We start from the raw sequence: 12,228 nt of genomic DNA on the forward strand, positions 1-12,228 counted from the left end.
AATTATTCCACAAATGCAACACCTGTCGGGAGAAGTAGATGCTGGACGAATATCCTAGTGTACGGCCCGGGCCTCCGAAACCCAGTGCGATCATCAGGCCGCAGGTGTTTTCTTTACCCCCCGGTACCGAACGATACGTCGTTGAGGGGCAGGGGGCTGTCCTGATCCCGCTTGAGGCGGGCGATCAGTTGACGATCATCAATGATGAGGGTGGGCAGCGTTGCGAGATTGTCGTGTGCGACCCGAAAGGAACGATTGACGCGGGCATAATCGGAGCGCGGGCTGACGGGCCGGCCGACGGCCTTCGCGCGTTATTGACCTCTGACAACCAGTCGCTGCGCGGCCTTCGCATCGGGCTGGATGCTCGAAACATCGAGCTGGCCTCCGCCGACGCGGTTCACCTGTTTGGGCAAGCAAGCCCGCCCAAATCCGAAGCCAGTTTTGTCGCCAACCGCGAAGGAGCCGCGATCATAGCCGCCCCCGCCGGCGCGATGGATGCAGAGTTACAAGACACGGCAACGCCACTGACGGTGATGGTTAAGCGCGCCGTATTGAAACGCCATGTCAGCTTTGAGCTGCCGGCACCGTTGGCAGAGCCGGTCGCGGACATCCGCGTTCACAGCCAGACGGCCGAAGCGTATTTCGTCAAGGCGGGGGACTATATTCAGATAATCGACGTCGATGGGCGTCAATGCACGGATTTTGAGTGTTTCTCGGCCCGTAAACTGGACAAGGGCATCGAACATGCGCTGGACGTGACGACCACGCGGACCTTGATGGGCCATGCTTATCCGATGCCCGGCCTTCACGCGAAATACTACGATCAGGAAATGGTCCCGCTGGTTGAAGTTGTGCAGGATACATGCGGGCGCCATGATGCCTTCGCGCTGGCGTGTTCGGCGAAATACTATGACGATATCGGCTATCCGGGGCATGTGAATTGCTCGGAGAATTTCAATCACGCTTTGGCTGACTTCAACGTGACAGGCCGCCCCGGTTGGATGGCGATCAACTTTTTCTTCAACACGTTCCTCGACGAACATGGGGTGATGTATTCGGACGAACCCTGGTCACGCCCGGGCGATTTCGTCTTGCTGCGTGCGCTGACCGATATTGTCTGCGTGTCCAGCGCTTGCCCCGATGACACGACTGCCGCAAACGGCTGGAACCCGACCGATATCCACATCCGCACCTATAGCGGAAAGGAGACTTTCCAGCGCGCCATCGCGACCCGCGCGACCCCAGATTCAGAGGCGAAGATGACCAAGCAAACCGGTTTCCACGACAGCTTTGCAAAGCACACCCGGAATTTTGTCGAGTATAACGGTTATTGGCTGGCGAATTGCTTTGCCGCCGCTGGCCCGATCGAGGAATACCAAGCCTGCCGCGAAAAATGCGTGATTATGGACCTGTCTCCGCTGCGCAAGTTTGAAATAACCGGGCCGGATGCGGAAGCGCTTTGCCAGTATGCGTTTACCCGGAACATGAAGACGCTCGCCGCGGGCGGCGTTGTCTATACGGCGATGTGCTATGAACACGGTGGGATGATCGACGATGGCACCGTCTTCCGCCTTGGCAGGGATAACTTCCGCTGGATTGGTGGATCGGACTACGGCGGCGAATGGCTGCGGGAATTGGCGGACAAGAATGAACTGAAGGTATTGGTGCGGTCGTCGACCGACCAGTTACACAATGTCGCCGTGCAGGGGCCGGAAAGTCGGGATTTGCTGCGCAAGCTGGTCTGGACTGCGCCCCATAACCCAAAATTCGATCAGTTGGACTGGTTTCGATTTACCCCCGCCCGTCTGCGGAACGAAAGTGGAGCGCCTTTCGTTGTCAGCCGGACAGGTTACACCGGTGAGCTGGGCTATGAGGTCATGTGCCATCCAAAGGATTGTGCCGAAATCTTTGATGCGATCTGGGAGGCAGGGCAGGATCATGGGCTCAAGCCGATGGGGTTGGAGGCGCTGGATATGGTGCGGATCGAGGCTGGCCTGATCTTTGCGGGCTACGATTTTTCCGATCAAACCGATCCGTTCGAGGCTGGGATCGGGTTTACCTGCCCACTAAAGTCCAAGACCGATGACTTTGTCGGGCGCGATGCGCTTATCCGTCGAAAGGAACACCCGATGAAAAAACTCGTGGGCCTTGAGATTGAGGGCAATGTCGACGTCAGCCACGGTGATTGCATTCATATCGGACGCGCGCAGATCGGAGAGGTGACATCGTCGATGCGGTCTCCTTTACTGAACAAGAACATCGCCTTTGCCCGGATTGACGTCGCCCACGCCGAAGCCGGGACAGAGGTTCAGGTTGGCAAGCTGGATGGACACCAGAAACGTCTACCGGCCAAGATCGTTGAAAATCTTGCTGCATATGATCCAAAGAAGGAACGCCCCCGGTCATGATCCGATCTGCTTTGACATTCGCGGCGATCGCTGGCGCGGCGGGGGCGAAATTGGCATTCCGCTTGAAGGCAATCAGCTGGTGGCGGAATGAGCGTTCTTGACGACATCGGCGGCGAAGACAAACTGCGTGATCTGGTTGAGACATTCTATGACCTTGTCGAAACATTGCCCGAAGGGTCGAACCTGCGCCGCCTGCATGGGCGCGGTCACGGCGTGCCACATGCAAGGGTGGAGCAGTTCAACTTTCTGTCGGGTTTCATGGGTGGGCGTCACTATTACAAAGAGAAACACGGGCATATGGACGTGAAACTGATGCATGCCCATGTTCCGATCCGGCAGGTCGATGCGGAAAACTGGCTGTTTTGTATGCGCAAGGCCCTGGCCGACGAAGGCCATACCGGCCCGCATATCGATAAGCTGAATACAGTGTTCGAACGGGTCGCAAATATCCTTATCAACGATGTGGTGGATTGGGAGGACGATATGGACTTTCCTCCGCGCACACCATGAACCGGCTTGTTGGCGTTCTTGCCGCGTTTCTGATCCCTGCTGTGGATGCCACGGCAGGCGCGTTTTGTGACCAAATGTCAGCCTTGATGGAACAGGGCGATGCCATAACGCTTGCCCTGCCGGACGCCGAAGCGCCTGCGACTTGCGCGGTGTCTCGGTCGCTGGCAGGTGGTTTGGAGCGTCACTGCCATTGGGTGTTTCCCTATCGTTCAGCCGAGGCATCTGCTGCGTTCGAAGCTGTTCTTGAGGCTGTGACGGCGTGCCTTGGGCCCGGTATTTCTGTTAGGACCGACGAAAGCGTAAACCACCCGGATTCTTATGATTTGCGGATCATCGAACAGAAAGATGCGGTGTTCGCGGTGTTCGCGGTGTCGCTGAAAGACAAGGCCGCCCTTCAGGCGACCTTGGTTTTCTTGCGTCTGCCCATCAGCCCTTAGGCGTCAGTTTTGTAGATAGACCTCTAGGCTGTCATCAAGTGCATCTTTCCACGGGGTGTGGTGCTTTGGGGCCATCGTGCCTGTTATCACCGACTTATATCCGTTGTCCCGGAAGGTCATGATATTGGCCTTCTTGTGGCCCTTCCAAGCCTTGAACGCTTGGCACGCGCCTTCGACATCGAAGGTCGGGTAGTCCGTTTCTTCGATCAGTTCCTTGATGTAATCGCCCTGATACCAGATCGCGTCATAGTCATCTTCGCCCGCATCCTCGCGCGTGATGCGGTCGACGACGTCGGCTTTCATGGCGGCCTTGTCCGGTATTGCGATCTTGCCCATGATCGCGTCCCGCACCCACCACGCCTGTGCGTCAAACATATTGAACGTGAACCACTGGTCCTGCATTCCGATGTAGAACAGCGCAGGGTCGTGGATGTAGGCGACACCCTTATAAAGATTCGCAGTTGCCAGCCGATTGGCGGTCTTGAGGCGGAGGCCATCAGGCAGGAACGGAAAGTGGTGTTTGTAGCCGGTGCACAAGATGACTGCATCAACCTCACGGCTGGTGCCATCTTTGAAGTGTGCTGTATTGCCGTCGACATGGGTCAACAGCGGCACTTCGGCCCAGTTGTCGGGCCAGTCATAGCCCATAGCGGCGGTCCGGTGGCTGACGGTGATCGACTTTGCGCCATATTTCCAGCACTGGCTGCCGATGTCTTCGGCAGAGTAGGACGTGCCCACGATCAGGATATCTTTGTCTTTGAACTCCATCGCGTCGCGGAAATCGTGGGCGTGCAAGACGCGGCCCTTGAAACTTTCAAACCCGTCGAACTGGGGCACGTTTGGCGTGCTGAAGTGACCGGAACAGACGATGACGTGGTCAAAGCGTTCGGTGTAGGTTTTGTCTTCGGGCAGGTTGCAGACGGTGACGTTGAACTGTTGGCCATCCTTTTCGACCCAGCGAACGGCTGTTTCAAACCTGATCCAATCCCGCACGCCCGCTTTGGCGACACGACCTTGGATGTAGTCGAACAGAACAGCGCGGGGTGGGTAGCTTGCGATCTGTTTGCCGAAGTGTTCCTCAAACGAATAATCGGCGAATTCGAGCCCTTCTTTCGGTCCATTGGACCAGAGGTAGCGGTACATCGACCCGTGGACCGGTTCGCCGTATTCATCCAGACCCGTTCGCCATGTGTAATTCCAAAGACCGCCCCATTCAGACTGTTTTTCAAAACAGACGATCTCGGGGATATCAGCGCCCTTTGCGGCAGCCGACTGAAAGGCGCGGAGTTGCGCGAGGCCAGAGGGCCCAGCCCCGATGACAGCGATGCGTTTGGTCATTGCCGGATTTCCTTCTTTCGATGGCGCGGATTCGCAGGGTCAGATGTCGAGGGTGTTGGCGCGCTCCCAGCTCGAGAAATGGCCGCAAAAGTCATTCCACTCCTGCATTTTCATCTTCAGGAAAGCGTTTGAGAACTCTTCACCCATCCCGGCTTTCAGCCCCTTGTCTTTGTCATATTCGCGCAGCGCGTCGAGCATATTCAAAGGCAGCTTTGGAGCACCCTTAACCTTGTGTCCCTCGGCATACATATCGATGTCGTGGCGCTTGCCGGGGTCCGCCTTGGAGCGGATGCCGGAAATACCCGCCGCGATGATAACAGCCTGCAAAAGATACGGATTCACGGCGCCATCGGGCAGCCGTAATTCAAACCGACCGGGGCCGGGCACGCGCACCATGTGCGTTCGGTTGTTTCCAGTCCAGGTCACGGTATTTGGCGCCCAGGTCGCGCCGGACATGGTGCGTGGTGCATTGATCCGCTTGTAGCTGTTCACGGTTGGGTTGGTAATCGCCGCCAACGCGCTGGCGTGTTTCATAATCCCGCCAAGGAAGTGTTTGCCGCGTTCAGACAGTCCGACCTCACCGGTTTGGCCCTCACCTTTGCCTGCGAAGACGTTGGTTTTGGCCTTGGACCCCGGTGCGTCCCAAACCGAAATATGCGCGTGGCATCCGTTGCCGGTCAGGCTTTCAACCGGCTTTGGCATGAAGGTCGCGCGGTAGCCATGCTTTTCGGCCACCGTCTTGGTCATGAACTTGAAAAAGCTGTGCTTGTCTGCGGTCGCGAGCGCATCGTCGAAGTCCCAATTCATTTCCCATTGGCCATTCGCGTCTTCATGGTCGTTTTGGTATGGGTTCCATCCGAGTTCGAGCATGTAGTCGCTGATCTCTCGGATCACATCGAGGCGCCGCATAAAGGCCTGCTGGTCATAGCACGGTTTGGCAGCGGTATCGTATTCGTCGCTGATATGTTCGCCAGAGGGGGTCAGCAAGAAGAACTCTGCCTCGATACCGGTCTTGACGTGCATTCCTTCCTCGGCGGCCTCGGCGATCAAACGGCGCAGGACGTTGCGTGGCGCTTGTTCTACCGGCTCGTCTTCCATGACGCAGTTGGCCGGCACCCAGGCGATTTCCTTATTCCACGGCAAGATAATCGCGGCTTCGGGGTCTGGCACGGCCAGCATGTCCGGGTGTGCGGGCGTAAGGTCCAGCCATGTTGCGAAGCCCGCGAAACCGGCCCCATCCTGCTGCATTTCGGCGATGGCCCGTGCCGGAACCAGCTTGGCCCGTTGTCCGCCAAAGAGGTCGGTGAAAGAGATCATGAAGTATTTGACGCCATTGTCCTTGGCGAATTTAGCGAGATCAGTTGCCATGGTGTATTTCCCTGTCCTTGGAAAGAATGGGGCGCGGTCTGAAATCAGCCGCGCCCTCGTTTTCGTTTAGAATGATGTGTTGGGTTTGCCGGGATACCAGTCCGTGCCCGCCAGTGGCACTCTGGCCATGGCTGCGGCTTCCATCGTCAATGCCACCAGATCCTCGGGTTCGAGGTTATGCAGGTGGTTCTTGCCGCAGGCCCGCGCGATGGTCTGCGCCTCAAGCGTCATGACCTTCAGATAGTTCCGCAATCGCCGCCCACCTTCAATCGGATCAAGGCGTGCCATCAACTCCGGTTCTTGCGTGGTGATCCCGGCGGGGTCTTGGCCTTCGTGCCAATCGTCGTAGGCCCCTGCGGTGGTGCCAAGCGCGTTGTATTCCTGTTCCCACTTCGGATCGTTGTCCCCAAGCGCAATCAAAGCGGCGGTGCCGATTGCGACGGCGTCTGCGCCAAGAGCCATCGCCTTGGCAACATCCGCGCCGGACCGGATACCGCCAGACAGGATCAACTGCACCTTGCGGTGCATCCCGAGGTCTTGCAGCGCCTGAACAGCGGGCCGCACAATCGCAAGCGTCGGTTGGCCGACATGTTCGATGAAGACATCCTGCGTTGCCGCAGTTCCGCCCTGCATCCCGTCGAGAACGACAGCATCCGCCCCAGCTTTGATCGCAAGCGTTGTGTCGTAATAGGGGCGTGCACCCGCAACCTTGACGTATATCGGCACCTTCCAGCCGGTGATTTCGCGCAGTTCCAGAATTTTGATTTCCAGATCATCCGGGCCGGTCCAGTCAGGGTGGCGACAGGCCGAACGCTGGTCGATCCCTTTCGGCAAGTTGCGCATTTCCGCCACTCGGTCGCTGATTTTCTGGCCAAGCAACATCCCGCCGCCACCCGGCTTTGCGCCCTGTCCCACGACGATTTCGATGGCGTCGGCCTTGCGCAGATCAACCGGGTTCATACCATAACGCGAAGGAAGATACTGATAGACCAGCTTTGAGGAATGTCCGCGCTCTTCCGGGGTCATGCCGCCGTCGCCGGTGGTTGTAGAGGTGCCCGCAGCGGATGCGCCACGGCCCAATGCCTCTTTGGCAGGGCCAGACAGCGCACCGAAGGACATGCCGGCGATTGTGATCGGGATGTCGAGTTCGATTGGGTTTTCTGCGTTCAACCCACCTATGGTGACATTCGTGTCGCATCTCTCGCGATACCCTTCGAGCGGATAACGAGAGATCGATGCGCCCATGAACAACAAGTCGTCAAAGGAGGGCACTTTGCGTTTCGCGCCACCGCCGCGGATATCGTAGATACCCGTGGCCGCCGCCCGTCGGATGTCGCTGTTTACGTCTTGGCTGAACGTCGCGGATTGGCGTGGTGTTGTATGGGGGATACCCTTTTGGTCGTGCATGTTCATGTTGGTATCCTTAATATGCGCCGGCGTTATCAACGTCGAAGTTGTAAAGGTTTCGGGCCGATCCATAGCGGGTGAATTCGGCTGGGTCGGCATCGACACCGGCTGCGTCCAACAGGTCTTTCAATATTTCGACGTGCTCAGGACGCATTTCCTTTTTTTCGCAATCGGCCCCAAGCGATGTCACTTTGCCGCGCACAAAAAACCGTGCTTCATAGCAACTGTCACCCAACGCATCGCCTGCATCGCCGCAGACGACCAAGTTGCCGGACTGGCCCATGAAGGCAGACATGTGGCCGACATTGCCTTGCACAACGATATTTACGCCCTTCATGGAAATGCCGCAGCGGGACGATGCGTTGCCTTTGACAACGATCAGGCCGCCATGTCCGGTCGCTCCAAGATACTGGCTGGCGTCGCCATCGATGACGATCTTGCCAGACATGATGTTTTCGCCGGTGCCCGGCCCGGCCGAGCCGTGGATATTCACGGTCGCCTGCTGGTTCATGCCACCGCAGTAATACCCGGTGGAGCCTTTGACCGTCACCTCGATCGGAGCGTCCAGCCCGCAGGCGATCGCGTGCGCGCCGCGCGGATTTACGATTTCCCATGCGGTCTGGTTCGTATTGTCCGCTTGCGCGTGGAGTATCTTGTTCGTCTCGCGCAGGCCTATATCGGACAGGTCAATTTTTTGCATTTCTAGGCGGCCTTTTCGGTCGTCGTCGGGGCCGCGTTGTGGCTCCAAAAGTAAACGGTGGCGGGTTCCGGTTCCCATACGCGGGCGTCTTCAATGCCCGGCAGGTCGACCAGCGCGCGATATTCAGAACCGAAAGCGACATACTGGTCGGTTTCCGCCATGACGGCGGGCTTACAGGCAATCGGATCGCGGACAACGCCGAACCCGTCTTTGGTCCCGACGACGAAGGTGAAGAAGCCATCAAGGTCATCAAGGCTGCTTTTCAGCGCCTCACCCAACGTTGCGCCATTCTGCATCTGCCATGTCAAATAGGCGGCGCCGACTTCGGTGTCGTTTTCAGTTTCGATGTGGATGCCTTCGCGGCGCAGTTTGCGGCGCAGGGAATTGTGGTTGGACAGCGATCCATTATGCACGAGGCATTGATCGTTGCCGGTGTTGAACGGGTGCGCGCCCATCGTGGTGACGGCGGATTCGGTCGCCATACGCGTGTGGCCAATGCCGTGGGTGCCGGACATTTGGCTTAGGTCAAAACGCGCGGCAACGTCTTTGGGCAGGCCGACTTCCTTGTAGATCTCAAGGCTGTCGCCTCGGCTCATTACGCGAAGGCCCATCTCATCCATAATGGAGCGGGTCTGCGCCGCTTTTTCGGTGGGGATATCCAGGACGGCATGGGTGCTTTTCACGCGCATCTGGACGGTGCTGCCAAGCGCATCGCTTAGCGTTTTGTCCAATCCGTCAAAGGCCGTTTCCGGCGTATCGGATTGAATCGTCATCTTCGTGCGGCCCTTTGTTTCGGCACCGTAAATTGCGATGCCGGCACTATCGGGTCCACGATCTGTCATCGTTATCAGCATGGCGGTCAAAAGCTCACCAAGCTGCGGTTCAAGCGATTTGTCTTTCAAAAACAATCCTACGATTCCGCACATTTTCGCAATCCTTCCGGGAACTGAATACGTTCGATTCTCAGGCTAACAATAATTCGAAAAAGCCTCAACCGACAGGAAACATATTTTCCCCGTGGTAATAGGATGGCCCTCATAAATGGGCCGCCCTGTTCTTTGCGTTAGTAGCGATCAAGCATCCTCGTGATCTTATCCTTGTCACCCATTTCCTTGGCTTTATCGAGGTGCCGACCCTCCCGCACGAACTGAATGCGGTGCCAGCCAAGCCAAAATATGACACCGAGGGCGGTCATCGGAACTTCCCAACCTTGCAAAGGATAGACAGCGCCGACCTCGGCCAGATCAACGGCCCAGTTTTCATATCCAATCGTAGACATTGCTTCTTTCCCTTCTTCTAGGTTCTGGCTGCAAGTGCAGCTTTGTCAGCATCGATGATGTCGGTTTTCGCTTCTTCGTAGGCATGGTGTTCTGCGTAATCGAGCCCCTGAAGTTCGACTTCTTCCGGGATGCGTAGAACGCCAGCCATGGATTGAAGCTTTGCGACGATGAAACCCGGAAGGAAGCCAAGAACAAAGAACATGATTACAGCACCAAGAGTCTGACCAATCGGGTTGATTGACGCATAGCCCTCATACGGAGAACTCGGCGCGCCCCAGAGGACGAAACCCGCGACGATCAGGCCGATCACGCCGGAATACCCGTGGACCGCAACCGCACCGACCGCATCGTCCAGCTTGAACTTCCGCTCAACCCAGTAGTGCAGCTTGTAGACGATCACGACACCGCCAGCGCCGATAAGCATCGCTTGGATCGGATGGTAAAGGTCGTTACCGGCAGACGCTGTGATGATCCCGGCCAAACCACCGGAGAATGTCCAGAACGCATCGCCTTTCGATACCACATAAGCCGCCATCAAGCCGCCTGAGAGGGACATCAGGAAGTTAAACGTGATCGCCGACAGGGATGTTGGTGCCAGATAGATATTTGTGGCTGTCCATGTTGTGCCAGTGATCTGACCACCAATCGCTTCGGGTGAAATCACAGGCACGTTGCAGGCCGCGTAGAAGCCCCAGAACCCGGTATAGATCAGGAAAATCCCGATTGTCAGCATCCACGGATTGTGCGGAGGGATGTCGCGCGGTGTGCCATCTTTGGCAAACTTGCCAAGCCTCGGACCCAAGACCATGATTACGCCCAGTGCATAGCCACCGGCAATCGCATGGATCACGCCGGACGCGTAAGCATCGTGATAACCCAGTTTTTGAACCATCCAACCGGCATAGTGCCAGCCCCATGCCGCATCGATAATCCAGAACACCGAACCGATCAGGACGGCGTGGACCCACAAGGCAGAAGACCGAATACGTTCGATCACCGACCCCGACACGATCGAAGCAGCCGTCCATGAGAACAGCAAGAACGCCGCCCAGAACACACCTGTGATGCGGTCGTCTAGGTTTGTGGCCATGTTTTCCGACCACGGTAGATTCGCGGCCCCACTTTCAAGGTCGAGCGATCCGCCGAAGATCCAGAAATTGGGGAATGCCCAGTAAATCCACCAACCAAAGAGGAAGAATGTGACCGTGACCAACGGGATGATCATGATGTTCTTCATCAACGTGTGCATATGATTTCGTGCGCGGCTGGCGCCGACTTCATACATGCAGAATCCCACGTGGATCAGGAACATGAAAACAACTGTGACCCAATAATAAAACTCGGTAAAAATCGTTGTTAGCGCGTTTAGATTTCCATCCATTTTTCAGCCTCCCTGCTGATGGACTTAGGCGTTTGTTGCCTATTAGTAATATTTTTTTCCTTAGACTTCACACTGAACCGAAGCGACGTGTCAACTGTTTCACCCAACTAACAATCAATTTTTTGCCTGACAGGAAACTTTTTTGACTAACAGTCTTGCTTTTGAATCTCACCTGAGTCTCAATCAACCCAGCCAAAAAAACATGACCGGGAGAGATACATGGCCATCCTATGGAGAGCGTCAGCACTTGCACATCGCCACGCTGCAATCGGCGGGGAGCTAGAAGACTGGAATGGGATGGGCACCGCGTGGTTTTACGACCATACCCCCGAACGCGCGAAGGCTGACTATGAAGCGATCCGCACCAAAGCCGGTTTGATGGATGTTTCCGGTCTTAAGAAGGTCCATGTTGTCGGGGCCGACGCGGCTTATGTGATTGATCGCGTAACGACCCGGAATGTCGAAAAGATAGCGCCGGGCCGTTCGACCTATGCGTCGATCCTGAACGCCGAGGGAAAATTCATTGATGATTGCATCATCTACCATATCGCTGTGAACTCCTGGATGGTCGTCCACGGGACGGGCACGGGGATGGAGCAACTGGCTTCGGTCGCGGCAGGGAAGAACTGTGAAATCCTGTTCGACGACGACCTGCACGATATGTCGCTTCAGGGTCCGGTGTCCGTCGATCTTCTCGCGAAGGAAATTCCGGCTATCCGCGATCTGGCCTATTTCGGAATCATGAATGGCCGCCTTTACGGTCGCGATGTCATGATTTCCCGCACCGGCTATACCGGTGAGCGTGGCTACGAGATTTTCTGTCGCGCAAAAGACGCCGTTCACCTATGGGACAGCATACTGGAAGCGGGCAAAGAGCTTGGCGTGCGTCCGGTGCAATTCTCGACCCTCGATATGCTGCGCATTGAAAGCTATCTGCTGTTCTACCCCGGCGACAACTCTGAAACCTTCCCGTTCGCGGATGAGCCTTGCGGCGATACGCTTTGGGAGCTTGGTCTTGAATTCACAGTGTCCCCTGAGAAGGAAGGCTTTATCGGAGCCGAGAACCACTATGCGTTGGAAGGCAAGGAGCGGTTCAAGATCTATGGCGTCCAGTTGACCGACAGCATGGATCAGATGGAAATGCACGCGCGGGTTCTGCATGACGGCAAGGATGTCGGCGTCATCACCTATGGTTTGTCATCTGAACTGAACAACTACAGCGTTGCCATCGCGCGCCTTGATCCGTCCGTGGCAAAGGCCGGAACGCCGCTTGTCGTGAAACAGCCGGACGGAACAGAACTAAGCGCGACCGCCGAAGAAATGCCGTTCTATGATAAAGACAAGTCGATCCGCACTGCAAAGGGTTGATCTGATCGGGCGCGGGGCGTTGTCCCGCGCC

The 12,228-nt window shown here is 56.6% G+C and carries 11 protein-coding genes; 4 read left to right on the forward strand and 7 right to left on the reverse strand.

Annotated features, from left to right (window positions below; genetic code table 11):
* Window positions 1-38 precede the first annotated feature (38 nt).
* The 3 genes from ACEWPJ_RS16720 to ACEWPJ_RS16730 all read left to right on the forward strand — a co-directional run bounded on the left by ACEWPJ_RS16720 (window position 39) and on the right by ACEWPJ_RS16730 (window position 3,355).
* Window positions 39-2,408: a DUF1989 domain-containing protein gene (locus ACEWPJ_RS16720; RefSeq protein ID WP_416514265.1), complete on the forward strand. Its 2,370-nt coding sequence runs from the start codon at window positions 39-41 to the stop codon at window positions 2,406-2,408.
* Between the two features lie 87 nt (window positions 2,409-2,495).
* Window positions 2,496-2,918 carry a group II truncated hemoglobin gene (locus ACEWPJ_RS16725; RefSeq protein ID WP_416514266.1) on the forward strand — a complete coding sequence of 141 codons (423 nt, stop codon included), beginning with the start codon at window positions 2,496-2,498 and terminating at the stop codon, window positions 2,916-2,918.
* Window positions 2,915-3,355, forward strand: coding sequence for a hypothetical protein (locus tag ACEWPJ_RS16730; protein WP_416514267.1), 441 nt, complete (start codon window positions 2,915-2,917; stop codon window positions 3,353-3,355). Before ACEWPJ_RS16725 ends, ACEWPJ_RS16730 begins: the two co-directional genes overlap by 4 nt.
* A 3-nt stretch (window positions 3,356-3,358) precedes the next feature.
* Here ACEWPJ_RS16730 and ACEWPJ_RS16735 read toward each other — a convergent pair whose 3' ends face one another.
* From ACEWPJ_RS16735 to ACEWPJ_RS16765, 7 genes are all read right to left on the reverse strand, one after another.
* Complete coding sequence (locus tag ACEWPJ_RS16735) at window positions 3,359-4,693, reverse strand: NAD(P)-binding domain-containing protein (RefSeq protein WP_416514268.1); 1,335 nt, start codon at window positions 4,691-4,693, stop codon at window positions 3,359-3,361.
* A 39-nt stretch (window positions 4,694-4,732) separates the two neighbouring features.
* Complete coding sequence (gene glnT / locus ACEWPJ_RS16740) at window positions 4,733-6,061, reverse strand: type III glutamate--ammonia ligase (protein ID WP_416514269.1); 1,329 nt, start codon at window positions 6,059-6,061, stop codon at window positions 4,733-4,735.
* 66 nt (window positions 6,062-6,127) lie between these two features.
* On the reverse strand, window positions 6,128-7,474 hold the full coding sequence (locus ACEWPJ_RS16745; protein WP_416514270.1) for an FMN-binding glutamate synthase family protein: 1,347 nt from the start codon (window positions 7,472-7,474) through the stop codon (window positions 6,128-6,130).
* 10 nt (window positions 7,475-7,484) lie between these two features.
* Window positions 7,485-8,168 carry a protein GlxC gene (locus ACEWPJ_RS16750; protein ID WP_416514271.1) on the reverse strand — a complete coding sequence of 228 codons (684 nt, stop codon included), beginning with the start codon at window positions 8,166-8,168 and terminating at the stop codon, window positions 7,485-7,487.
* Between the two features lie 2 nt (window positions 8,169-8,170).
* Window positions 8,171-9,094 carry a class II glutamine amidotransferase gene (locus ACEWPJ_RS16755; RefSeq protein WP_416514272.1) on the reverse strand — a complete coding sequence of 308 codons (924 nt, stop codon included), beginning with the start codon at window positions 9,092-9,094 and terminating at the stop codon, window positions 8,171-8,173.
* 137 nt (window positions 9,095-9,231) lie between these two features.
* The gene (locus tag ACEWPJ_RS16760) at window positions 9,232-9,447 is read right to left on the reverse strand and encodes a hypothetical protein (RefSeq protein WP_416514273.1); all 216 of its coding nucleotides are present in this window, start codon (window positions 9,445-9,447) and stop codon (window positions 9,232-9,234) included.
* A gap of 17 nt (window positions 9,448-9,464) precedes the next feature.
* Window positions 9,465-10,829, reverse strand: a complete 1,365-nt coding sequence (locus tag ACEWPJ_RS16765) for an ammonium transporter (protein ID WP_416514274.1) — start codon at window positions 10,827-10,829, stop codon at window positions 9,465-9,467.
* 219 nt (window positions 10,830-11,048) lie between these two features.
* Here ACEWPJ_RS16765 and ACEWPJ_RS16770 point away from each other — a divergent pair, with 219 nt between their 5' ends.
* Window positions 11,049-12,197 carry an aminomethyltransferase family protein gene (locus ACEWPJ_RS16770; protein WP_416514275.1) on the forward strand — a complete coding sequence of 383 codons (1,149 nt, stop codon included), beginning with the start codon at window positions 11,049-11,051 and terminating at the stop codon, window positions 12,195-12,197.
* The last annotated feature ends 31 nt before the right edge of the window (window positions 12,198-12,228 follow it).

Origin of the sequence: Aliiroseovarius sp. YM-037 (assembly GCF_048060095.1) — a bacterium.
Lineage (GTDB): Bacteria > Pseudomonadota > Alphaproteobacteria > Rhodobacterales > Rhodobacteraceae > JBLUOA01.

Coding starts and splice junctions, on each gene's coding strand:
- ACEWPJ_RS16720 (WP_416514265.1), top strand. CDS start 39: ATGCTGGACGAATATCCTAGTGTACGGCCCGGGCCTCCGAAACCCAGT.
- ACEWPJ_RS16725 (WP_416514266.1), top strand. CDS start 2,496: ATGAGCGTTCTTGACGACATCGGCGGCGAAGACAAACTGCGTGATCTG.
- ACEWPJ_RS16730 (WP_416514267.1), top strand. CDS start 2,915: ATGAACCGGCTTGTTGGCGTTCTTGCCGCGTTTCTGATCCCTGCTGTG.
- ACEWPJ_RS16735 (WP_416514268.1), bottom strand. CDS start 4,693: ATGACCAAACGCATCGCTGTCATCGGGGCTGGGCCCTCTGGCCTCGCG.
- glnT (WP_416514269.1), bottom strand. CDS start 6,061: ATGGCAACTGATCTCGCTAAATTCGCCAAGGACAATGGCGTCAAATAC.
- ACEWPJ_RS16745 (WP_416514270.1), bottom strand. CDS start 7,474: ATGAACATGCACGACCAAAAGGGTATCCCCCATACAACACCACGCCAA.
- ACEWPJ_RS16750 (WP_416514271.1), bottom strand. CDS start 8,168: ATGCAAAAAATTGACCTGTCCGATATAGGCCTGCGCGAGACGAACAAG.
- ACEWPJ_RS16755 (WP_416514272.1), bottom strand. CDS start 9,094: ATGTGCGGAATCGTAGGATTGTTTTTGAAAGACAAATCGCTTGAACCG.
- ACEWPJ_RS16760 (WP_416514273.1), bottom strand. CDS start 9,447: ATGTCTACGATTGGATATGAAAACTGGGCCGTTGATCTGGCCGAGGTC.
- ACEWPJ_RS16765 (WP_416514274.1), bottom strand. CDS start 10,829: ATGGATGGAAATCTAAACGCGCTAACAACGATTTTTACCGAGTTTTAT.
- ACEWPJ_RS16770 (WP_416514275.1), top strand. CDS start 11,049: ATGGCCATCCTATGGAGAGCGTCAGCACTTGCACATCGCCACGCTGCA.